At 52.1% G+C, this 22323-nt stretch carries 17 protein-coding genes; 4 read left to right on the top strand and 13 right to left on the bottom strand.

What is annotated here, in order from left to right:
- Window positions 1-843 precede the first annotated feature (843 nt).
- From gyrA to M3089_RS05510, 4 genes are all read left to right on the top strand, one after another.
- On the top strand, window positions 844-3462 hold the full coding sequence (gene gyrA / locus M3089_RS05495) for a DNA gyrase subunit A (RefSeq protein WP_205107649.1): 2619 nt from the start codon (window positions 844-846) through the stop codon (window positions 3460-3462).
- 34 nt (window positions 3463-3496) lie between these two features.
- Window positions 3497-4741 carry a tetratricopeptide repeat protein gene (locus M3089_RS05500; protein WP_249082294.1) on the top strand — a complete coding sequence of 415 codons (1245 nt, stop codon included), beginning with the start codon at window positions 3497-3499 and terminating at the stop codon, window positions 4739-4741.
- A gap of 65 nt (window positions 4742-4806) precedes the next feature.
- The gene (locus tag M3089_RS05505; RefSeq protein WP_249082296.1) at window positions 4807-5958 is read left to right on the top strand and encodes a tetratricopeptide repeat protein; all 1152 of its coding nucleotides are present in this window, start codon (window positions 4807-4809) and stop codon (window positions 5956-5958) included.
- 285 nt (window positions 5959-6243) lie between these two features.
- Window positions 6244-7992, top strand: a complete 1749-nt coding sequence (locus tag M3089_RS05510) for a phospho-sugar mutase (protein ID WP_249082299.1) — start codon at window positions 6244-6246, stop codon at window positions 7990-7992.
- A 204-nt stretch (window positions 7993-8196) separates the two neighbouring features.
- On the opposite strand, the gene M3089_RS05515 is transcribed toward M3089_RS05510, so the two are convergent.
- The 13 genes from M3089_RS05515 to purU all read right to left on the bottom strand — a co-directional run bounded on the left by M3089_RS05515 (window position 8197) and on the right by purU (window position 22203).
- A complete protein-coding gene (locus M3089_RS05515; protein WP_249082301.1) occupies window positions 8197-9075 on the bottom strand; it encodes a nucleoside phosphorylase in 879 nt (292 codons plus the stop codon).
- Window positions 9076-9081: 6 nt separating this feature from the next.
- Window positions 9082-10254, bottom strand: coding sequence for a hypothetical protein (locus M3089_RS05520; protein WP_249082302.1), 1173 nt, complete (start codon window positions 10252-10254; stop codon window positions 9082-9084).
- A 483-nt stretch (window positions 10255-10737) separates the two neighbouring features.
- The gene (locus tag M3089_RS05525) at window positions 10738-12726 is read right to left on the bottom strand and encodes a fructose-1,6-bisphosphatase (protein WP_249082305.1); all 1989 of its coding nucleotides are present in this window, start codon (window positions 12724-12726) and stop codon (window positions 10738-10740) included.
- On the bottom strand, window positions 12723-13817 hold the full coding sequence (locus M3089_RS05530; RefSeq protein WP_249082308.1) for a glycosyltransferase: 1095 nt from the start codon (window positions 13815-13817) through the stop codon (window positions 12723-12725). Before M3089_RS05530 ends, M3089_RS05525 begins: the two co-directional genes overlap by 4 nt.
- A gap of 13 nt (window positions 13818-13830) precedes the next feature.
- Window positions 13831-14955, bottom strand: a complete 1125-nt coding sequence (locus M3089_RS05535; RefSeq protein WP_249082311.1) for a glycosyltransferase — start codon at window positions 14953-14955, stop codon at window positions 13831-13833.
- Between the two features lie 22 nt (window positions 14956-14977).
- Window positions 14978-16138: a diaminopimelate decarboxylase gene (gene lysA, locus M3089_RS05540; protein ID WP_249082314.1), complete on the bottom strand. Its 1161-nt coding sequence runs from the start codon at window positions 16136-16138 to the stop codon at window positions 14978-14980.
- A 90-nt stretch (window positions 16139-16228) separates the two neighbouring features.
- Window positions 16229-17548 carry an aspartate kinase gene (locus M3089_RS05545; RefSeq protein WP_205107669.1) on the bottom strand — a complete coding sequence of 440 codons (1320 nt, stop codon included), beginning with the start codon at window positions 17546-17548 and terminating at the stop codon, window positions 16229-16231.
- Window positions 17549-17576: 28 nt separating this feature from the next.
- Complete coding sequence (locus M3089_RS05550; RefSeq protein ID WP_249082316.1) at window positions 17577-18347, bottom strand: cell division ATP-binding protein FtsE; 771 nt, start codon at window positions 18345-18347, stop codon at window positions 17577-17579.
- Window positions 18348-18662: 315 nt separating this feature from the next.
- Window positions 18663-19277, bottom strand: a complete 615-nt coding sequence (gene hisIE / locus M3089_RS05555; protein WP_205107673.1) for a bifunctional phosphoribosyl-AMP cyclohydrolase/phosphoribosyl-ATP diphosphatase HisIE — start codon at window positions 19275-19277, stop codon at window positions 18663-18665.
- Window positions 19278-19287: 10 nt separating this feature from the next.
- Window positions 19288-20046: an imidazole glycerol phosphate synthase subunit HisF gene (gene hisF / locus M3089_RS05560; RefSeq protein ID WP_249082318.1), complete on the bottom strand. Its 759-nt coding sequence runs from the start codon at window positions 20044-20046 to the stop codon at window positions 19288-19290.
- On the bottom strand, window positions 20025-20750 hold the full coding sequence (gene hisA, locus M3089_RS05565; protein ID WP_249082320.1) for a 1-(5-phosphoribosyl)-5-[(5-phosphoribosylamino)methylideneamino]imidazole-4-carboxamide isomerase: 726 nt from the start codon (window positions 20748-20750) through the stop codon (window positions 20025-20027). The genes hisF and hisA overlap by 22 nt, the downstream gene beginning before the upstream one ends.
- Entirely contained in the window at window positions 20747-21340 is a 594-nt protein-coding gene (gene hisH / locus M3089_RS05570; RefSeq protein ID WP_249082322.1) for an imidazole glycerol phosphate synthase subunit HisH, read from the bottom strand. Before hisH ends, hisA begins: the two co-directional genes overlap by 4 nt.
- Window positions 21340-22203, bottom strand: coding sequence for a formyltetrahydrofolate deformylase (gene purU / locus M3089_RS05575; protein WP_205107682.1), 864 nt, complete (start codon window positions 22201-22203; stop codon window positions 21340-21342). The genes hisH and purU overlap by 1 nt, the downstream gene beginning before the upstream one ends.
- Window positions 22204-22323: the final 120 nt, after the last annotated feature.

Raw genomic sequence — 22323 nt, forward strand, 5'->3', positions numbered from 1 at the left:
TTGTAAACATAATGTGTGGCTCGTGGGGGCCCCATTGCGCCTTTGGGGGTTGCCACCAGGTCCGGTAGGCCTGCCTCGGCCGCACGTCTCCGCCCGGGCTCGCTACTGTTGCAACTATCTCGTCGGGGCATATTTCAGATATTGTTGTTTATATTTAATTATTTGATATATGCTATTTTACATGTGAACATTAAATTATTGGTTTAGAGAATGACCCGTGTTGGATTCTGTCCCGGTCGGCCCGGCTGGGTGAAACGGGTCGTATTACATTGCGGAACGGCCTGTTTTGTGGTGCAATACGGGCCGTTTTGAAAGGCGATACGGCCCGTTTTGTTTTCTGGCAGATTCCGTTGGCCTTGTTCCCCCCGGCTCGGTTCAACGGCAGGGGCAGTCGGTAGCGTGCCCGTAGGAGCCACTCTTGCCGGCAGGCAGATGGTGGCGCGAGCCTTTCATATCCGTAAGGAATCACGGCGAATACAGGCGTGCGGCGGCAGGAGCGGCCCTTGCCGTCACCCCAGATGGCGCTGTCGGCGAGACGGGCGTGAGGGTTGCTGCCGGCCGCTTGCGCTGCCCAAGCCTTGTGCCTCGGCTTGCCGCTCCACCGCCGCGGCGGCAGCTAAAACCCATAGCATTTGGCAGTGTAGCCTAAAAAAGGCTAAAATGTTTTGCCATGTAAAGAAAATGTAGTAATTTTGAATGCTAAAAAGGAACTTAATCGCGCCAGAAGCTGCGTAAATGGCCTTAGACGGCATTTTGCGCCGTGAGTGCCGCCGTCAAGTTGATGATGTGAAAACAATGGAGTGAGCGAATATAAAATAGAATTAAAACAATATAGACAATCCAATGGATCAGACATTAGATCAAGACAGAATTATTAAGATTAATATCGAGGAGGAGATGAAATCCTCCTATATAGACTACTCGATGTCGGTGATTGTGGCCAGGGCGCTGCCTGATGTGCGCGATGGTTTCAAGCCCGTACACCGCCGTATTCTGTATGGTATGTTGGGAATTGGCAACACGAGCGATAAGCCATATAAGAAGTGCGCGCGCGTGGTAGGTGAGGTTCTGGGTAAGTACCACCCCCACGGCGACAGTTCCGTTTATGGCGCCTTGGTCAGGATGGCACAGGATTGGAACATGCGTTACACGTTGGTTGACGGGCAAGGCAACTTTGGTTCGGTGGATGGCGACTCGCCCGCGGCAATGCGTTACACTGAGTGTCGCCTTTCGAAGATGGGCGAACACATCATGGACGACATGGAAAAAGACACTGTCGACATGGTGAACAACTTCGACGACTCGCTCACCGAACCAACCGTGATGCCTACAAAGATACCCAATCTGCTGGTTAACGGAGGAAACGGCATCGCGGTGGGTATGGCCACCAACATACCTACGCACAACCTCGGCGAGGTGATTGACGGTTGTTGTGCATATATAGACAACCCCGACATCGACACCGACGGGCTGATGCAGTATATCAAGGCCCCCGATTTCCCTACGGGTGCATATATATATGGTGTAAACGGGGTGAAGGAGGCTTATGAGACCGGTCGCGGCCGCATCGTGATGCGCGCAAAGGCCGAGATTGAGAGCGGCGACACCCACGACAAAATTGTTGTTACCGAAATACCTTATGGCGTAAACAAGGCCGACTTGGTTAAGTATATAGCCGACCTTGCCAACGAAAAGAAGATAGAAGGAATAACCAACGTCAACGATGAGTCGGGCCGTCAGGGCATGCGTATCGTTGTCGACGTCAGGCGCGACGCCAATGCCAATGTCATACTTAACAAGTTGTTTAAGATGACGGCGCTACAGTCTTCGTTCTCAGTGAATTGCATCGCGTTGGTGAAAGGCCGTCCGAAGCTCCTCTCGCTCAAGGATTGCGTGCGCTATTTCGTTGAGCACAGGCACGACGTGACCATCAGGCGCACCAAGTTCGACCTTAACAAGGCACAGGAGCGCGCCCACATACTCGAGGCTTTGATTGTGGCCTGCGACAATATCGACGAGGTGGTTCACATCATCAGGGCTTCAAAGACACCTCAGGAGGCCATCGAAAACCTGAAGCAGAGGTTCGGCTTTGATGACGTTCAGGCAAGGGCCATCGTTGACATGAGGCTCAGGCAGCTGACAGGGCTGCAGATGGACCAGCTGCGCCACGACTACGAGGAACTTGAAAAGCTCATCGCCTACCTGCAGTCTATACTTGACGACCCTGAGCTATGCAAGAAAGTGATAAAGGATGAGCTTCTCGAGGTGAAGGAGAAATACGGCGACGAGCGCCGTACGGAAATAAAGTATACAAGCGAGGAGTTCAATGCCGAAGACTTCTATCCCGACGACCCCGTGGTGATTACCATCAGCCACTTGGGCTATGTCAAGCGCACGGCGCTCTCCGAGTTCAGGGAGCAAAGCCGTGGCGGGGTGGGCAGCAAGGGCGCCAATACCCGCGACGAAGACTTCACAGAGTATATCTATCCGGCCACGATGCACAACACGTTGCTGTTCTTCACCCAGAAGGGCCGTTGCTACTGGCTCAAGTGCTACGAGATTCCCGAGGGGGCGAAGAACGCCAAAGGGCGCGCCATACAGAATCTGCTCAATATCGAGTCGGACGATGCCATCAATGCCGTGCTCAGGATAAAGAAGTTTGATGACGCCGAGTTCCTTAACACACACTATGTGGTCTTTGCCACCAAGAACGGAGTGATAAAGAAGACATGTCTTGAGGCTTACAGCCGTCCGAGGGCGAATGGTGTGATAGCCATCAACATTATGGATGACGACCAGGTGGTGGGCGTGCGACTTACCAACGGCAACAACGAGATTGTGCTGGCCAACAGGAACGGGCGCGCCATACGTTTCAATGAGAGCGATGTCAGGACCATGGGGCGTGTCTCTACAGGTGTCCGCGGCATGAAACTCGACGGTGGCGACGACGAGGTTGTGGGCATGGTGTGCATCAACGACCCACAGACGGAGACCATCATGGTGGTCAGCGAGAAGGGTTACGGCAAGCGCAGCAATGTAGAAGACTACCGCAAGACTTCACGTGGGGCCAAGGGTGTGAAGACGCTCAGCATCACCGAAAAGACCGGGCGGCTGGTTGCCATAAAGGTTGTGACCGACGACAACGACCTGATGATAATCAACAAGAGCGGAATACTTATCCGGCTCAAGGTTGCCGACGTCAGGGTCATGGGCCGTGCAACCCAGGGCGTAAGGCTGATAAACCTGACTAAGAAGAATGATACGATTGCGAGCGTATGCAAGGTGATGAGCGCAAGCGACGAGGAAGTGGTCGAGCAAGAAAGCCTCGATGAGTTCGGCGAGGAGATGGGCGGTGCACATCAGAATGCCGAAACGAGGCCGTTAGGCGACAACGGCGCCGATGCTTCGGGACTGGCCGAAGCGTCGCAGGATGGCGACGATGGTGATTCGGAATTAAGTTAAGGTGAAATAAATGTCAAACTAAATTTACAAAGCAATGAAAAGGATTATGATGATGGCAGCTTTGGCAGTCATGACTACCGCTGCTTTCGCACAGGATGACTTGGTAAAGAGTGCCAAGAAACTGTGCGACAAAGGTGAACTGGAGGAAGCTGTAAAGACTATCACTCCTGCACTTACTTCCGACCAGACGGAAGACAAGGCCGAGGCGTGGAACGTGATGAGCGAAATCCAGTATCAAATCTTCATGAAAGGTCAGGCTGCCGAGCAGGCAAACAAGGCCAACAACTCTACCACTCCTTTCGATACCGCGGCCATGCACAAGGCCATGGTGGCATCGCTGGAGGCTGCTATGAAGTGTGACGAGTACGACCGTCAGCCTAATGCCAAGGGCAAGGTGAAGATTCGCTTCCGCGAAGCCAACGGCAAGAAGTTCTTCATCTCGCGTCCTTATGTCATCAGCGCAGGTCTTTACGAGTACAACAACAAAAACCTGCCCGAGGCAATCAAGGCATGGAAGCTTTACATAGACAGCGCCGAGAATCCTCTTTTCACGGGTCTTGACATGACCAAAGACCAGTATCGCTCTGAGGTTTGCTATTATATAGGCCTTTCTTCCTATAATATCAAGGACTATGCAACAGCCACTAAGTATGCTAAGATGGCCGCACAGGACTCTGCCAAGGCACAAGAGGCTAACGAAATCTTGCTTTTCGCCCAGAAAGATGGCGCAAAGACAAAGGAAGACTCGCTCGCTTACCTTGCCACCATCAAGGATTTGCATTCTAAATATCCCGACGAGGCTAGGTATTTCAACCTGTTGATGGATTACTATTCGAAGCCCGGACGCCAGGCAGAGATGAAGCAATGGACTGAAGAGGAGATTGCAAAGGATCCAAACAACAAGATGACATGGGCCTTGAAGGGCGAGGTTGAGATGAATACCGGCAAGTGGGACGACGCCGTGGCATCCTACAAGAAGGCTGCTGAGCTTGATCCTACTTTTGTGCAGGTTATCTTCAACACCGGCGTATGCCTCAACCAGAAAGCTATCGAGCTGAAAGACAAGCTGGCAGACAAGAAGACCGGCGGCCTGACTCCCGACAATGCAAGCAAGGTTAAGGCTGTGTTGGCAGAGGCAAAGGTCTACCTTGAGAAGTCGAAGGAAATCGACCCGAACCGTGAGAAGGTCGACTGGGCTTATCCATTGTATCAGATTTACTATAACCTCGGCGACAAGGCAAAGGCTGCTGAAATGGAGAAGCTCGTGGGAAACAAGTAAAACAGTAAATGCGGATGAGGAAGCTTGTTATTATAACGCTTCTCTTGCTATCCATAACACCGTGCTTGAGAGGTCAACGAAAGGAGATGTCTCAAGCACGGTCTTACATAAAGAGCGGCAAGGATTATGACAAAGCAGAGAAGCTGATGGTTGAGCTGCTGTCTAAGGATTCATTGAACAGGATGAATCCAAAGATTTATTTGCTTTTGTATCAGGCTGTGCTTAAGCAGTATGAGGCTGGGAATGAGAAACTTTATCTGAACCAACAGTACGACACTGCATCGCTCTTTAATATCACAAAGCGTATGTTTGCCGTCCTTGAGGCGCTCGACTCGGTGGATGCCGCGCCCGACAAGAAAGGGCGGGTTAAGCTCGAGTATCGGAAGAAACACGCTTCGGAGCTCGATACTTACAGGCCAAACTTGTATTACGGAGGGACGTTCAACATACACAAAAAGGATTATAAGACGGCCTTTGCTTTCTTTGACGCCTATTTGGATTGCGGGCGCCAGCCTCTCTTTTCGGCGTTCGATTATTGGCAAAATGACAGGAAGATGCTTGATGCGGCATATTGGGCCACTTATTGCGGATTCAAACTGAAAGACCCGCAGCTCACTTTGAAATATGCAGATGTGGCATTGCGCGATTCCACGCGCCGCAAGACAGCCCTAATCTATGTAGCCGAAGCTTGTAGTCTGATGGGGGCCAAGGATAAATACAGGGATGTCTTGAAGGCCGGATTCGACAAATATCCGCAGTCGCCGTATTTCTTTTCCCATCTGATGGACTGCTACACGCTTGACAATAAGCTCGATAGTGCATTGTCGGTAGTAGACAGGTCGTTGTCGTTGGACGGCGACAATCCGTTGTTCCTCTTTGCAAAGTCGACCGTATTGCTTAACTTGGGGCGATATGATGAGTGCATTTTGGTAAGCGACTCTTTGATTAACGTTAACGACACATTGGCTGAACCATATTACAATGCAGGCACGGCATACCTGAACAAAGGGCTTAACTTGGTGCAAAAAAACAACTCACGGCAATACGGGAAGCAGATTAAGGAGTTGTACCAGAAGGCTTTGCCATATATGGAAAAGTACAGGAAGCTGGCTCCCGAAGCCAAACAAAAGTGGGGGCCGGCGCTTTACAGGATTTACCTAAGGCTTAATATGGGCAAGCAGTTTGAAGAGATGGACAACCTGCTTAACGAAAAGTGATCCGTTGTTTGGCCTTGCCGGCTTGTTGGGCTGGCCGCGATGGATTACCATCATTTGCAATTTTGTATCATTCCGTCAGGCAAATGGGAGCGATGTCTTAGCTTTAAAGACACCATCTTGCCTGGCTGTAGGGCAACACGTCGGCTGGAATGCCACTTGTTGCGGCCTTAGGTTGTGCAATAGTTCACTGCTAAAAAAATGAAAAACCGTAATGTAATGCCTTCCGTTCGGGATATTTTTGTTATCTTTGTAAAAGGATTTTTGTATATCTAAACATTGAAAATTATGGAGAATAACGAACAACTTATTGCTCAATGCGAGGCTAAGGCACAACAGTGGCTTGCCCCATCGTTTGATGCCAAAACCCAAGAGGCGGTAAAGGCAATGTTGTCGAGTGACGACAAGACAGAGCTCATTGAAAGTTTCTATAAGGATTTGGAGTTCGGAACCGGCGGGCTCCGTGGGATAATGGGTGCCGGAAGCAACCGCATGAACATCTATACCGTAGGTCTGGCCACGCAAGGTTTCGCCAATTATCTGCGCAAAAACTTCGCCGGACTGAATGAGATTTCGGTCGTGGTTTGCCACGACTGCCGTAACAACAGCCGCTTGTTTGCAGAGACTGTGGCCAATGTGTTCTCGGCAAACGGCATCAAGGTATACCTGTTCGACGACATGAGGCCTACGCCCGAGTGTTCTTTTGCTATACGCTACTTGAAGTGTCAGGCCGGAGTGAACGTCACGGCAAGCCACAACCCGAAAGAGTATAATGGCTATAAGGCCTATTGGGAAGACGGTGCCCAGGTGCTTTCGCCCCACGACACAGGCATTATCGACGAGGTTAACAAGGTTAAGATATCTGATGTTAACTTCTCCGGCAACAAGGATTTGATTAATATCATAGGCGAAGAGATAGACAAGGTTTATCTCGACAGGATAAAAGAAATATGCATCGACCCTGAGGTGATAAAGCGACAGAAAGACCTGAAGATTGTCTATACGCCTCTGCATGGAACCGGAATGACCCTTATTCCGCGCTCGCTCAAGCTTTGGGGCTTTGAGAACGTGCATTGCGTGAAAGAGCAGATGGTGAAGAGCGGCGATTTCCCCACCGTTGTTTCGCCCAACCCAGAGAACGGCGAGGCCCTGACGTTGGCTCTTCGTGACGCCAAGGAGATAGATGCCGATATCGTGATGGCAAGCGATCCGGATGCCGACCGTGTGGGAATGGCTTGCAAAAACGACAAGGGAGAGTGGATTCTCATCAACGGCAACCAGACATGCTTGCTGTTCCTGTACTATATCATCACCAACCGCAAGGCCAAGGGACTGCTCAAGAAAGGCGACTTCATAGTGAAGACCATCGTTACCACGGAAGTAATACGCAAGATTGCCGATAAGCAGGGCATAGAGATGCGCGACTGTTACACCGGCTTCAAGTGGATTGCAAGCGAAATAGCCAAGTCGGAAGGCAAGCAACAGTATATTGGTGGCGGTGAGGAGAGTTACGGATTCCTGGCCGAGGATTTCGTCCGCGACAAGGATGCGGTATCTGCCTGCTCACTGTTGGCTGAGATTTGCGCTTACGCCAAGGACCAGGGCAAGACGCTGTATGACATACTTATGGACATATACATTGAGTATGGGTTCTCAAGGGAGTTCACTGTCAATGTGGTGAAGCCGGGCAAGAGCGGTGCTGACGAGATAAAGCAGATGATGACCGACTTCAGAAACAACCCGCCTCAGGAACTTGGTGGCAGCAAGGTTGTGGTATGGAAGGACTATCAGACACTTGAGCAGCTTGAAGCTGACGGCTCAAAGTCGAAGCTCGACATGCCTACAACGAGCAATGTTTTGCAGTGGTTCTGTGAAGACGGCACCAAGGTGAGCGTGCGTCCATCGGGCACCGAGCCTAAGATTAAGTTCTATATAGAGGTTAAGGACAACACCATGAAGTGCTCAAACTGCTACGGCCGTTGCATGGAAGGCGCCGAGACAAAGATTGAGGCTATAAAGAAGTCGTTGAACCTTTGATGTGACGATATTGCATAAATAGTAAAATCATTGCAGGCATGGTGCTCGTTGACCATATAGCCTGCAATGATTTTTTATATGGCATAAAGGCTGTCAGGCAGTCGGTAGCTTACTCCACATTGTTGCTTGGCATGTGGTTTGCCGTTTGTTTGCGGCTCGCGGCCTTATGGACTTTACGCCTTCCCGGCTTGTGTGCAGCATGTTTTATATGCGCTCCAGCACAATCCTGATCAAGTCGTCTATCTGGTTTTTGTATCCTGTGTTGGCTTTTCCGGCCACACGATTGGCAATCACCATGCACACCGTGGTGGCTTTGTGGCCCATGAGCCTCGACAAGCCGGCAAGGGCAGAGCTCTCCATCTCGAAGTTTGTTATCCGGCGGCCGTTATACTCAAAGCTCTCCACCTTCTCGTTCTGGTGCGGGTCGGCCAGCGGGATGCGCAGTTCGCGCCCTTGCGGTCCGAAGAATCCGCCGCAGGCGATGGTTATTCCCCTCACCATGTCGTCAGCCGCAATGCGTTCTACGAGCTCCTCGTCGGCATCGACAGCATAAGGGTAGGGGGCGCACATGTTTCCCGTCCATCCCAGGTGGGCAATGAGGGCGCGCTCCAACTGTAGGTCGCACACGGCATTTCGGCCGGCATAGAAGTTGAGTAGGCCGTCGAAGCCGATGGAAGTCTGCGAGCATACGAACGTACCTTCGGGAGTGAAAGGCTGCAGTCCGCCACATGTGCCAATCCTTACTATCTCAAGATGTCGCAGGGCGCTTTTCTCTTGCCTTGTCTTGAAGTCTATGTTGGCAAGGGCGTCTATTTCGTTCAACACTATGTCGATGTTGTCGCAACCAATTCCGGTAGATATGACAGAGATGCGCTTTCCGTTGAATGTGCCGGTTATGGTGTGGAACTCGCGGCTCTCGACGTCACACTCCTTAGTGTCAAAATGCGACGCAACCAGCCCAACGCGGCCCGGGTCGCCCACCAATATGACCTTGTCGGCCAGTTGTTCGGGAGTTATGCGCAGGTGGAACACACTGCCATCAGAGTTAATGATCAGTTCTGACTCAGCAAAATATTTCTTCATATACCGTCATTTTAAAAGTTTGTTCTCTTCGTTTCTTATCTCTTTGCCTGTTTGGGCAATATTTGTCTCAAGCGATTCTATCTGTCTCTCGCTTTGCAAAATCTCGTTTTTCAGGGCGTTGCGTTCGTTGGTGCTCGCTGTGGCATAGTAGTCGCGGGCCTTTGCCAGCGCCTTGCTCAGAGCGGCATGCTTGCTTTCCAGCTCTTGCAGTGCCTTGAATTTTTCCAATCCTGCTTTAGAGCGGAAGTCGGCCATCTTGGTGTAGGTGGTCTTGTCGTTGACCACGAAGCTGAAAGAGCCCTTGGCTGCCATGACAACCTTTTCGCTTTGCATGGCCTGGAGGCGCTCCATGGCCAGTTGCCTTTCTTTTCCGTCGCCCCAAGTGTCGGCAATCCTGTTAAGGTTGGCAAGGCTCCTGATTTGCTCTTCCGAATATTCGTCGGGCGAGTAAAGCTGCCTTGAGTCCGACGGAACGAACATATATATGCACACCTTGCCTTCGCTTTGGTTCCTGTCGGTGGCAAACCAGCCAATGTTGTTAAACTCGTCGATGGCATACATATAGTCGTTTGCCGTAGAGTTGAAAGGCATGCCGATGTTCTCCGCTTTCAGGAAAGTGCCCCTCTCCGAGTCGAATCGTGTGGCAAAAATGTCGTATCCGCCGATGCTCTCGTCGCCGGTGGCTGCAAAGTAGAGCGTTGATCCGTCGGCCATCATGAACGGATAGTTCATCGACTTGTGCCCTGCGCCGTCGTCGAGTCCGTCAAGCCGGGCTGCGGGAGTCCACGAACCGCTCAGGTTGTCGCTTGTGTATAGGTTGAAGTCGCCCACCGAGTCTTCCCTTGAGAAGTAGCATTTGTCGCCAAGTCCGTTGACATACACGTATGCGTTGGCCTGGTCTTTGGCCTTGAAGAAGTCGTCATACTTGTACAGCCGGCCCGCATCCTGGCACAGGTTGTATTTTGTCAGGAATGCGTCTTTGTCTACAACCACGCTGTCAATGAACATTACTTTCTGTGTTGCGGCCACCATCTGTTCTATTCTCTGTTCTGCCTCCTTGGCCGCCTTTGCAGCCTGGGCCTTTGCGGCGGCCTGGCTTTGCCTTTTGCTTTGCCCGCTTGCCGGCATTGCCGAGAGCATGGCGAGTGCAGCTAATGATATCAATGTAGTCTTCATCATGCGGTTTGTTGTTACACTTCGTTTGGCATGCAATCACCGTTGCCCTTTGCAGCCGCGCTTATGTGGCTGCCGTTCAGATGATTGCTGGTTGTCTTTACAAAGGTAATGAAAAGATTTTGAAAACTTATGGCGTTAACATAAATTTGTTTTGGCTTTGGTGTCGCCAGCCTTCCGGCATGGTTTGGCCCCGGTCTGTTTGTATGAATACGTTACTGTATGGCTCATGTGGGCAACGCATTGTATGCCAGTGGCTTGCGATTCATTTCCGATGGCTTTGCGAAATGTGCCGTATGGTGTGTCCGTATGGCCCGTTTCGCATTGCAAAACAGCCCGTTCGGGCCCCTCGTTCGGGCCGTATGGCGTCGGCATGCCCGCTGTGTCATTATATTTCATGCACATTATGAGGTGGCACCATGCCATGAAAAAGCCGCCAGGCACATCTGTCTGATGGGCTTGGCGGCTGGTTTGCTTGCTGCTGTCGGCTCATCGCCGGCGCTCTTTGATTATGCCATGGCGGTAGGCATACAGCAGTTTCTTCAAGTCGACGATTTGCGCCTTCAGTTCGTTGCCGCAGTCTGTGTCGGCCACGAGCATCCTGTGGGCCGACATTTCCACTATTTGCGTGGTGCTCTTGATGTCGGTTCCGCGTTTTATGGCGTCGGCCGCGCTGGTGAACGGCTCGTGTTGCACGAGCTGGAAGCCGCGGCTGTGGTATACGAGCGTATATCCGGCAATTCCCGTTTCGTTGTGGTAGGCCTCGCTGAATCCGCCGTCGATTACCATCAGCTTGCCGCCGGCCTTGATTGGGTTCTCGCCGTTTGACGCATGCACAGGCACGTGTCCGTTTATGATATGCCTGTTGTCGCCTGTCACCCCGAAAGCGTCGAGTATGCTGTCGCATATTGCCTCGTTGTCGCGCAGCCTGAAGTAGTATCCCTTTTCTTCCTTGTATGTGGTCTTGTCTTTCAGGAAATATCTTTCAAAAGTGGCCATCTTCGACTTGTCGAACAGCGGGCTGTCTTTTCCGCACCACAGGTAAAGGAAGTAGTCGATGGCGTAGGTGCGTTCGGCGGGGGCTGTGTCGGAATTGAACGCCGAGCGTATTGTCATCTCAATCTGGTACATCAGTTCCTTGCCACTGTATTTCTCGCCGTTGTAGAGCGTCACTTCTTTCAGCGCTCCGTCAGAGTTCAATGGCACGGAGGCGTGGAACAGCAGGTTGCTGTTGTATATTGCGAACATCCCTCCGTGTCCGAGCAGTGTCTTGATATGGCGGTGCAGCTTTTCGCTCACGGCGAAAGAGTGGTGCAGCCGCTTCATCAGCTTTGTTTCCTCTTCTGTCAGTTTGTATGGCGCGGCAGGGTCGACGGTTGGGAAATTGTTGCTTTTCATCTCGTATTCTTTGCCGTCGATGATGCAGACGCCTCGCTGCCGGTCGATGCACGACAGGAGGTTGCGCCCCGACATGCGCCATTCCGGGTTGCGCAAGAATATCTGTGCCTCTACCTTGAATTGTATTATGCTGATGGCTTTGTGCATTTGGGCTATCAGCTTTATGGTCTTTCCGTCGAAAGTGGCTCCGTTGGTCACCTTGGGCATGAACTCCTCGCACGGGTCGTTGCCGTAAGTGTCCATTGCGAATGTGGCAAGCGGCACAAGGTTTATGCCGTAGCCTTCTTCGAGTGTGGCCAGGTTGGCATACCTGAGCGAAAGCCTCAGCACATTGCAGATGCAGGCGTCGTTGCCGGCGCAGGCCCCCATCCATAGTATGTCGTGGTTGCCCCATTGTATGTCCCAGCTGTGGTAGCGCTGCATGGTGTCCATGATGATGTGTGCCCCGGGGCCTCGGTCGTAGATGTCGCCGAGTATGTGCAGTTGGTCGATGGCCAGCCTTTGTATCACGTTGCACAGGGCAATGATGAAGTCGTCGACCCTTCCTGTGGTGATTATGGTGTCGACGATGACGTTGACGTATGCCGTCTTGTTGGTGTCGTCGGTGTGTTCGTGCAGCAGTTCCTCGATGATGTAGCTGAAATCGGGCGGCAACGACTTGCGCACCTTTGAGCGGGTGTACTTGCTGCTCACGTCTCTGCAAACCTTGACAAGCTGGTGTATGGTTATGTGGTACCAGTCTTCAAGTTCGGGTTCGGACGCCTTAATCAGCTCAATCTTCTGCTCCGGATAGTATATCAGGGTGCAGAGCTCCTTCTTTTCCGACTCCCTGAGACTGTTTCCGAACAGTTCGTTCACTTTGCGCTTAATGTTTCCGGAGGCGTTTTTAAGCACGTGCTGGAAGGCTTCGTTCTCTCCGTGGATGTCGGCAAGGAAGTGTTCAGTGCCCTTTGGCAGGTGTAGTATTGCCTCGAGGTTGATGATTTCCGTGCATGCCGCCGCGATGGTGGGGAACAATTTGGACAGCCAGTTGAGGTACTGTGTGTCTGAATTGTGTTCAGTCTGTTGATTTTGGGTCATATGTTAACGTGTTTTGTTATTATCTTCTTTATTCTTCTCGTTGTCCTGTCATCCTTTTCGGGCAGTATCATGAAGCCTTCGTCCAGTCCGGTCATGTCGGACAGCAGGTGCATGATGCGTGACGTGTGCTGCTCGAGCCCGCATTCCTTCAGCTCACCGGCCACTTTTTCTTCGTCTATGATGCTGTGTGTGAGCAGCTCAGCCATTCTTATCAGGTGACAAATGCCGAAGCCTTGTTCCTTGATTTGCCTTTTAGAGGCTTTTATTGCGGAAAGCAGGGCGTCGTCGGGCGATTCGTGCCCTCCCGTGGCCACTGCCTTTGCGTGGTTTGCCGCCGGCATGTGGTAGTTGTCGACACTTTGCGGCAGTGCTTCAGGGGGTGTGAATCCGATGCATTCGATGCCTTTCGCTATAGTGTCGTTTATGTGCTCGTCGCATGAGAAAACGGCAATCTTGTGCCACTCTTCGTCGCTAACAGCGTTGCAGGCCTGCTGTTCCTCACTGTCCAGCCATCTGCTGTCGCCGGTTATCCCTGCCTTGATGAAGCCCCTGAGGGCCGTCTTCGTCTGTGGCAGCATGAGTTCCATCGTGTCTGTGTCGAGCACTTTCTTGTAAGCAAGAAACATCTGCCGGCCCATCTGCCCGTCGCTAATGGTCTCGGTGATGAGCGAGTTGAGAATGGTTTCAATGCGCGTGTTGTATCCAAGGCGTTCCATGTAGCCCGCCTCCATGCGCCCCATGGCTATTATGCAGTAGGCTTTCCGCAGGCATCGGCGTTGGTATAGCAACAGCTTTGGCAGCTTTTCGGTCCAATGCCTTTGCTTTATCACCCACGGTTCCAGTTGGCCGTGTGGAGTGATGACAACACGTGCGCCAGACTTCATGCCTATCTTTGCCGCCCTGGCAATAGACAGTCGCCATGCACCGTGGAGGTGGACGATTTGGGGTTTCCATGATTCGATTGCCTTGCGAAACGCCTTCAGACTGTCGCACGATTGTATTTCAGTGCCATCAAGCATCGAGCCGGCCAATCTGTCTATGTATTGGCAGGCTCTCTCATCGTCTTTTATGTAGAAATGCAATATCCTCATGGTGCAGCTGGTGTTACCTTCTTATGAAGTCGTATTTGTCTGAAAACCTGTGGCGGAGCATGAAATAGAGGTTTTGCCAGGCAACCCTTGTTTCCATTAATGGCACAGACCACAAACTGACATGTACGCCGAACAGTTTCATTGCCTTGTTGGCAATGGTGGCCCTGAGCGCAAGCGTGATCATTGCCGAGGCTACGGCAGCACCCAGGATGGGCCAGTCGGAGGTCAAGGCCGAATATACCATGGCCGCTACCTGGGCCAGGTAGTTGATGTGCAGCAGCAGCGTGTCAGTGTTGAACAGCATCCGATAGCCGAAGCTGCGCTCAAGGTGCCTTCTTGTTTCCATGTAAAATAGGTGGCTGTTTGCCCATTTCTTCCTCGACGGGCTGTCTTGGATGATGTGGGCCTCGGGCTCTATGGCCACGGCTGTGCGTTGCGGCTGTGCATGCTCATTGGCTATGAAGTCGTATTCTCCGCGCAAGAACTTGAGGTTCTTCAGAAACCCGTTGTTGCTCATGAATACGCTTTTGCGCATAGCCAGGTTGTGCCCGTCGTACCTGTATGCCATCCCCCTTTGTGCCTTGCGCATGCAATAGCACGATGTGAGCAGTCGTTCAAACTGGTAAAACGGTTTGGACGACTGCTCAAAAGGTGTGAATCCGAGCACCAGGTCGTGAGAGTCGTTGCAGTGTCTGGACATAGTCTGAAGCCAATTGCTGCCATTTGGCTTGCAGTCGGCATCGGTTATTATAATCCATTCATTGTGAGCGGCTTTCACGCCAAGGGTTAAAGCCAGTTTCCGGCGGCTGAGATAGTGGCTCGACTCGGGAATGAACGTGGTGTATAAGTTGTTGTGCTGATGCTTGAAACGCTTCAGCACGTCTTCCGTTTCGTCGGTTGACGATTCGTCGACGATGATGATTTCATACCCCGGGGCATAGTCTTGGGTGAGGAATGCCGGCAGGTTGCGTTCCAGTTCTTGGGCATTGTCGTGGACAGCCATTATTATCGAGATGGCTTGTCCTTCGCCTTCCGGCGTGCCGTCTTGTTCGCGATGCGGCCTTCTGTGCAGTCCGCTGCAGAATGGTGTGGCAGCGGCCAGCATGACAAGCAACGCGCAAATACATATAGTCAGCATGCTTATGACCATGGCCTGTGCGTTAAATCATCTCCTCACTCGTATATCCGGCAGGAAGGCGGCGGCAGTTGTATTGCGAAGCCATTATCTCGCCGTATGCCCCCGCCGACCGTATGGCAATCAAGTCGCCGCGCTGGCATCTGTTTATTTCGGCCTGCTTGGCGAACACATCGCTTGACTCGCATATCGGACCCACCACATCGTATGTGCCTACCGGGCCGTCGTTGCTTATGTTTTCTATCTTGTGGAAGGCGTGGTATAGGGCTGGCCGTATCAGGTCGGTCATGCCGGCGTCCACTATTGCGAATTGTTTTGCGGTGCCTTGTTTCACGTATAGCACCTTTGTGATGAGCGAGCCGCACTGTCCAACAACCGACCTGCCAAGCTCGAAATGCAGTTTTTGGCCGTCGCGCAGCTTCAGATGCTTTGCATAGGTGGCGAAATAGCCCTTGAAGTCGGGTATTGGCACACGGTTGGGGTGCTGGTAATCTATGCCCAGGCCGCCTCCTACGTTGATGTGTTCCACCCAGATGTGGCTCTTCTCAAGCCTGTCTTGCAGTTCGTTGATGCGGTTGCATAGAGCCATGAAGTCATTCATGTCCATTATCTGCGACCCGATATGGAAGTGCAGGCCTTTAAACTGCACGTTGTTCAGCTGTTCGGAGTGGCGTATTGCCGTCTCCATGTCGGCCATGGCTATGCCAAACTTGTTTTCGGCCAGGCCCGTAGTGATGTTTGCATGCGTGTGTGCCCCGATGTCAGGGTTTATCCTGAACGCAACCCTTGCGGTCTTGCCGGCCTTCTGCGCCAGTTCGTTTATGACATCAAGTTCGGCAATGCTCTCAACGTTGAAGCAGAAGATGTCTTTTTCCAGGCCAAGGTTTATCTCCCAGTCGCTTTTGCCCACACCCGCGAAAACAATCTTTTCGGGTGAGAATCCGGCCTTGATGGAAGCCTCTATCTCGCCACCGCTCACACAGTCGGCTCCCATTCCGCTTTCCCTTATGATGTTCAATATCTTCGGGTTTGCATTGGCTTTTATGGCGTAATGCACCGTAAAGCCATTGTATTTGCCTGCCTCGGCATTTATTTCAGCCAGGGTGCGGCGCAGCAAGTCGGTGTCGTAATAGTAGAACGGGGTTGCTAATGTACTGAACTTGTCTGTTGGAAAATGTCCTTTCATAATGATGAGATTAATTACTTGGCACTATAGATGCGCCCCGCGTGCCTCCGGTGACTTGGTCACGGGGGCATGGCGGACGAGTAGGGAGATTTATTTGTTGAACAGAGTGTCGCTCAAGCTTTGCAGGGCGCGCTGCTTGTCGGCCTCTTTTATCAGGAACGATATGTTATAGTTGGAGCCTCCGTAAGAAATCATCCTCACCGGGATGTTCTTCATCGCTTCCATGGTGAGCGTCTCAAAGCCCACGTTGCTCCAGTCAAGGTCGCCCACGACGCACACAATGCACATGTTGCGGTCGACTGTCACTGTGCCGTATTTTTTCAGCTCGTCGACTATCTCGTCGAGGTGGGTCACGGTGTCTATGCTCATCGAGACGCCAACCTCCGACGTGCATACCATGTCGATGGGGGTCTGGTAGCTTTCGAAAATCTCGAACACTTTGCGCAGGAAGCCGGTTGCCAGGAGCATTCGGCTGCTCTTAATCTTAATGGCCGTGATGTTGTCTTTGGCTGCCACGGCCTTTATCTTGCCTTGTTCGGTTTTGTTGCTGATAATTGTTCCTTCGGCTTCGGGTGCCATGGTGTTGAGCAACCTCACAGGGACGCCTGCGTATTTTGCCGGCTGTATGCAAGTGGGGTGTAGTATTTTTGCCCCGAAATATGCCAGCTCGGCAGCCTCCTCAAAATGAAGCTGGTGCACGGGCGACGTCTTGTCGACAACCCTCGGGTCGTTGTTGTGCATGCCGTCGATGTCGGTCCATATCTGTATTTCCTCCGCGCCTATTGCCGCTCCGATGAGCGAGGCGGTGTAGTCGCTGCCACCGCGCTGCAGATTGTCTATCTCGCCATAGGCGTTCCGGCAGATGAATCCTTGCGTGATGTACACCTGTGCCCCGGCATTTTCGGCCATGATGGCGTTGAGTTTCTCTTTTATGTATAGAGGGTCGGGCTCAGAGTTCTTGTCGGTGCGCATGAAATCAAGGGCAGAGAGCAGCGTCACGTTGACCCCGGCCTCCTTCATGTAGTTTGTAACCATGTTGGTGCTGATGATCTCGCCTTGCGCAACGATGCTCTTTTCTTCGAAACTTGTGAAGAGCTCCTTGGTGAAAGTGCGCAGGTAGTTGAACTCCTCTACAAGGAAGTCCTTGGTCTTTTGCTTCCATTCGTCGGTTGAGTACAGCTCTTCGACATGCTTGAAGTATTTGTCTTCGAGCTTGTTTATTATTTCATTTGCACCGTCGGGGTTCTTTTTGTAGAGGTAGTCAGAGATTTCAACGAGCGAATTTGTTGTTCCTGACATTGCAGAAAGCACAACAAAAACAGGCTCCCCGGATGCGGTTACCAGTTTGGTTACTTCTTTCATTCTGGCTGGCGTGCCTACCGAAGTGCCGCCAAATTTCATTACTTTCATATCTTATTCAGTTTTTGTCTGTTATACTTCATGTTGTGGGCAGTTCCTGCCTGAGGTCAGCGTCGTTGTCGGCATCGTTTGGTTGCTCCTGGTTTTCGGCGTCGTCGGCCGGCGCCATCCTGTTGAAGTCGTCGGTCACTTCATGCAGATGGCCGTTTGCACAGCGGTAAACGATGCCGGGATATTTGTCGAGCAGGGGCATGTTGTGTGTGCTCATTATCACCGATGTGCCGGTTTGCGATACATATCTTAGCAACTTTATTATGTTTTCGGCGGTTTCGGGGTCGAGGTTTCCCGTCGGCTCGTCAGCCACTATTAGCTTCGGCTTGTTGAGTATGGCCCGTGCTATGGCTATTCGCTGCTGTTCGCCTCCCGACAGTTCGTGGGGCATTTTCTGCGCCTTGTCGAGCATGCCTACATCGTTGAGCACCTCGTTGATGCGCTTGTCAATCTGCTTCTTGTCTTTCCAGCCGGTGGCCTTGAGCACGAACCTCAGGTTTTTGTAAACCGTTCTGTCGCCCAGCAGTTGGAAGTCTTGGAATATAACGCCCATCTGCCGCCTGAGCGACGGCACGTGCTTGCGCTTGAGGTTGCGCAAGTCGTGGCCCAGCACCGTAGCTTCTTCGGCCTCATCCACGTCAAGCTCAAAGTAAACGGTCTTGAGCAGTGAGCTCTTTCCGGAGCCTACGCGGCCTATGAGGTAGATAAACTCACCCTCGTCGACGTGGAAATCAACGTCGCTGAGCACCGGTGTGTCGGCCTGTTGGTATATGTTGACCTTCTTGTAGTCTACTAACATATCTGCAATTTTTATGTTGTTTGCTGTTCTTTATCGTCGTTTTGCCGGGGCTGCAGCCCCTTGTTTGGCGCTCTCAAGTGTAAGGCTTTTTCTTATTATGGCCGATGGTGTGTAACAAACTGTGCACCAGTCTGTTGGGAACTCGCCGTTAGAGCATTGCCGAATGGCCTGTTCCAGGCTCCCATACGGCCCGTTTCACGGTTTGTTCCGGCCCGTTTTGCCGCCTTGTTTCACCGTTGCCTTGTCCCCGCTTCGGTTTTGTACATATTGTTCACACCCGATGTGGCTCCCCGCCAACCATCTTGCCATGCGCCATCAGTGCTTGTGCCAGTTCGGGTCGTGGCGCACCTGCAATTCCTTTGCGAGGTCTTCGATGCGAAGCCCCTTGCTGGTGAGCAACACCGTGAGGTGATAAAGCATGTCTGCCCCTTCGTATATCAGCCTTTCGTTGCTACCGTTGACAGCTTCTATCACAGCCTCCAATGCCTCTTCGCCAACCTTTTGGGCCATGCGGTTTATCCCGTCTTTGAATAGCGACGTGGTGTAGCTGCCCTCCGGCATTTCTTCGTGCCGCTTCTCGATGAAGTCTTGCAGTGTCGTAAGGAACAGCAAGGGGTTGGCTTCGTTTGCCTCGCCCCAGCACGTGTCGGTGCCCTTGTGGCACGTGGGGCCGCAGGGGTGGGCCATGACCAGCAGCGTGTCGTTGTCGCAATCAGGTGCAATGCTAACAAGCTCAAGGTAGTTGCCCGACGTCTCTCCCTTTGTCCACAGGCACTTGCGGCTGCGGCTGTAGAATGTCACCCGGCCGGTCTGTATGGTCTTTTCGTATGCTTCGCGGTTCATGTAGCCAAGCATGAGCACTTTCATCGTAGTGGCGTCTTGTATTATGGCGGGTACGAGTCCACCTGATTTGTCGAAGTCTATTTCCATAATTGCGTTGTTATATCCTTACGTTGATGTTTTCTTCTTTCAAGTATGCCTTCAGTTCCCTTATGTCAATTTCTCCGAAGTGGAACACGCTCGCTGCCAAAGCGGCATCGGCATGGCCCATGGTGAAGGCGTCGCGGAAATGTTCTTTCTTTCCGGCCCCGCCGCTGGCGATGACAGGTATCGACAGCGTGTCGGCCAGCATGGCCAGTGCCTCGTTGGCATATCCCTCCTTGACACCGTCGTGGTTCATGCTTGTGAAGAGTATTTCTCCGGCTCCTCGGTCTTGCGCTTCCTTGGCCCACTCGAGCAACTTGCGCTCGGTGCGCAGTCGGCCGCCGTTGAGGTAGCAGTGCCATTGGCCATCCTCGAGCCTGGCATCGATGGCGCACACGCACACCTGGCTGCCGAATCGCCTGGCGATGTCGTCTATCAGGCCGGGTGAGCGCAGTGCAGCGCTGTTCACGCTCACCTTGTCTGCCCCGGCGTAAAGCAGTCGCTCGACGTCGGCCAGTTCGTTGATGCCTCCGCCGACGGTGAACGGTATGTTTATTTCGACAGCTATCCGGGTCACCGTTTCTGCAAACGTCTTTCTGCCCTCGTGGCTTGCCGTTATGTCAAGGAAGACCAGTTCGTCGGCCCCCGCCTTGCTGTATGCCTTGCCAAGCTCCACAGGGTCGCCGGCCTTGCGTAGGTTGACGAAGTTTGTTCCTTTCACCGTCTGCCCGTCTTTCACGTCGAGGCAGGGTATTATCCGTTTTGCCAGTCCCATAGATCGTTCAAGTTTATCTTGCCTTCGTATATGGCCTTGCCAAATACTACGGCCGGTATTCCTTCGTTGTCAAGTTCCTTTATGTCGTCGATGCTCGACACCCCGCCACTTGCTATGAGGTGGAGTGTGGGGTGGGCAGCCATGATTTGCTTGTACAGTCCGGTGGCCGGCCCGCATAGCATGCCGTCTTTTGATATCTCGGTGCATAGCACGTTTTTGATGCCGTGGGCCGAATAGAAGTCAAGGTATGGCATGAGGCCCTGCTTGGTTTCGTCGAGCCACCCGTTCACAGCTATGTTCCCATTGCGCACATCGGCCCCCAGTATTATCTTGTCGGCCCCGAACCGGTCTATCCATTCGATGCATGTGTCGGGCGATGTGACCGTCACCGAACCGACGGTGACCATGCTTGCGCCATTGTCGAATGCCGTTTTTATGTCGTCTTCTGTCTTGATGCCTCCTCCGAAGTCAATCGTGAGACTGGTCGCTGAGGCAATGGCGTTCAGTGTGCTTGCATTGACGATGTGCTTTGATTTGGCCCCGTCGAGGTCGACCACGTGCAGCCTTTTGAACCCAATGTCTTCAAACCTCTTGGCAATGCTTGCCGGGTCGTCGCCATATACGGTCTTTTGGTTGTAGTCTCCTTTTGAGAGACGAACGCATTTCCCGCCGATTATGTCGATTGCTGGTATGAGCTCAATCATAGTTCGAGAAAGTTTTTAAGTATTTTCTCTCCTGTGCTGCCGCTTTTCTCCGGGTGGAACTGAGTGGCGTAGAAGTTGTCTTTGTTGAGCGCAGCGCTGTAGCTGACGATGTGTTCCGTTGTGGCAATGGTCGATTCGCACACCGGGACATAATAGCTATGCACGAAATAAGCGAATTCTCCGTCGGATATGCCGGCGAAGAGCGGCGACGCAAGGCCGTGCAGTGAATTCCATCCCATGGCCGGCACCTTGTCTTCATGCCTCTGGGGGGCAAACCTGATTACGTCGGCGTCGAATATTCCAAGGCAGTCGGTGCCTCCGCCTTCGTCAGAATGGCGGCACATCAGTTGCTGGCCAATGCATATCCCGAGCACCGGCTGGCGCAATTTGCGTATCACTTCGTCGAGCCTGCGCTCCTTGAGGTAGCGCATGGCGCCGCTGGCCTCGCCCTGGCCGGGGAACAACACGCGGTCTGCCTTGGCCAGCAGTTCGGCATTGTCGGTCAGTACGGGGGCTATTCCAAATCTCCTCAGGGCGTTGTCCACTGACTTGATGTTGCCTGCGTTGTATTTTACTATGGCTACGTTCATCAGCTGAAAATGATTGTCTTGTTCTTGTATGTGAGCACCTTGCGCTCTATATGTTTTGTTACTGCGCGTGATAGGACTATCTTTTCAAGGTCGCGGCCTTTCAGCATGAGGCTTTCTGGGGTGTCTTTGTGGGTGATTCTGACCACGTCTTGCTCTATGATGGGGCCTGCGTCAAGTTCTGTGGTGACGTAATGGCTCGTTGCTCCGATTATCTTTACGCCGCGCTCCCATGCCTGGTGGTATGGCTTTGCCCCGATGAATGCTGGCAAAAACGAGTGGTGTATGTTTATGATGTGGTTGGGATATTCGTTTATCATCTTCTCGCTGATAATCTGCATGTACCTCGCGAGCACAATGAATGTGACTTTCTCTTTGCGCAGCAGCTCTATTTCAGCTTGCTCAACCTCGTCTTTGTTTGAGTGGTCTTTGTTTATTGACCACACGTGGAACGGTATGTCGAATTGCTCGGCCACATACCTGAGGCTTTCGTGGTTGCTTATTATGCATGGTATGTCGACATTCCATTCGCCGGCATTGTACCGTGCCAGCAGGTCATACAGGCAGTGGCTCATCTTGCTTACGAAGATAGCCATTCGCGGGCGAACCTCATTGAAGTATAGATTGCATACCATGTTGTATCTCTGGGAGTAGAGTGTGTCGATGTATTCCTTTATTTTTTCACGCGGAATAAGGAAAGAGTCCAGTTCCCATTCAATGCGCATGAAGAACATTCCGTCTTGTCTGTCCACGTATTGGTCAAGGTATACGATGTTACCTTGATTGTCGGTGATGAACTTCGTCAGTTCCGTTATTATGCCTTGCTGATCGGGGCAATGTAGAAGCAAAATAGCCGTTGGTTTCATTTTTGTCTTTGTTGGTTTGCAATTATACTCCAATCAAAGGGCAAAGTTACAAAAATAATTTTATAATTGCATTTTATTTGTGGGAATATTGCACGCTAAATGGTTTTTGATGGCAATATG

This window comes from Marseilla massiliensis (genome assembly GCF_023336985.1).
GTDB classification, from domain to species: Bacteria; Bacteroidota; Bacteroidia; order Bacteroidales; family Bacteroidaceae; genus Prevotella; species Prevotella intestinigallinarum.

Excerpts from the sequence above, each read along its gene's own strand:
- gyrA (WP_205107649.1), top strand. The coding sequence starts at position 844 with ATGGATCAGACATTAGATCAAGACAGAATTATTAAGATTAATATCGAG.
- M3089_RS05500 (WP_249082294.1), top strand. The coding sequence starts at position 3,497 with ATGAAAAGGATTATGATGATGGCAGCTTTGGCAGTCATGACTACCGCT.
- M3089_RS05510 (WP_249082299.1), top strand. The coding sequence starts at position 6,244 with ATGGAGAATAACGAACAACTTATTGCTCAATGCGAGGCTAAGGCACAA.
- M3089_RS05515 (WP_249082301.1), bottom strand. The coding sequence starts at position 9,075 with ATGAAGAAATATTTTGCTGAGTCAGAACTGATCATTAACTCTGATGGC.
- M3089_RS05520 (WP_249082302.1), bottom strand. The coding sequence starts at position 10,254 with ATGATGAAGACTACATTGATATCATTAGCTGCACTCGCCATGCTCTCG.
- M3089_RS05525 (WP_249082305.1), bottom strand. The coding sequence starts at position 12,726 with ATGACCCAAAATCAACAGACTGAACACAATTCAGACACACAGTACCTC.
- M3089_RS05530 (WP_249082308.1), bottom strand. The coding sequence starts at position 13,817 with ATGAGGATATTGCATTTCTACATAAAAGACGATGAGAGAGCCTGCCAA.
- M3089_RS05535 (WP_249082311.1), bottom strand. The coding sequence starts at position 14,955 with ATGCTGACTATATGTATTTGCGCGTTGCTTGTCATGCTGGCCGCTGCC.
- lysA (WP_249082314.1), bottom strand. The coding sequence starts at position 16,138 with ATGAAAGGACATTTTCCAACAGACAAGTTCAGTACATTAGCAACCCCG.
- M3089_RS05545 (WP_205107669.1), bottom strand. The coding sequence starts at position 17,548 with ATGAAAGTAATGAAATTTGGCGGCACTTCGGTAGGCACGCCAGCCAGA.
- M3089_RS05550 (WP_249082316.1), bottom strand. The coding sequence starts at position 18,347 with ATGTTAGTAGACTACAAGAAGGTCAACATATACCAACAGGCCGACACA.
- hisIE (WP_205107673.1), bottom strand. The coding sequence starts at position 19,277 with ATGGAAATAGACTTCGACAAATCAGGTGGACTCGTACCCGCCATAATA.
- hisF (WP_249082318.1), bottom strand. The coding sequence starts at position 20,046 with ATGGGACTGGCAAAACGGATAATACCCTGCCTCGACGTGAAAGACGGG.
- hisA (WP_249082320.1), bottom strand. The coding sequence starts at position 20,750 with ATGATTGAGCTCATACCAGCAATCGACATAATCGGCGGGAAATGCGTT.
- hisH (WP_249082322.1), bottom strand. The coding sequence starts at position 21,340 with ATGAACGTAGCCATAGTAAAATACAACGCAGGCAACATCAAGTCAGTG.
- purU (WP_205107682.1), bottom strand. The coding sequence starts at position 22,203 with ATGAAACCAACGGCTATTTTGCTTCTACATTGCCCCGATCAGCAAGGC.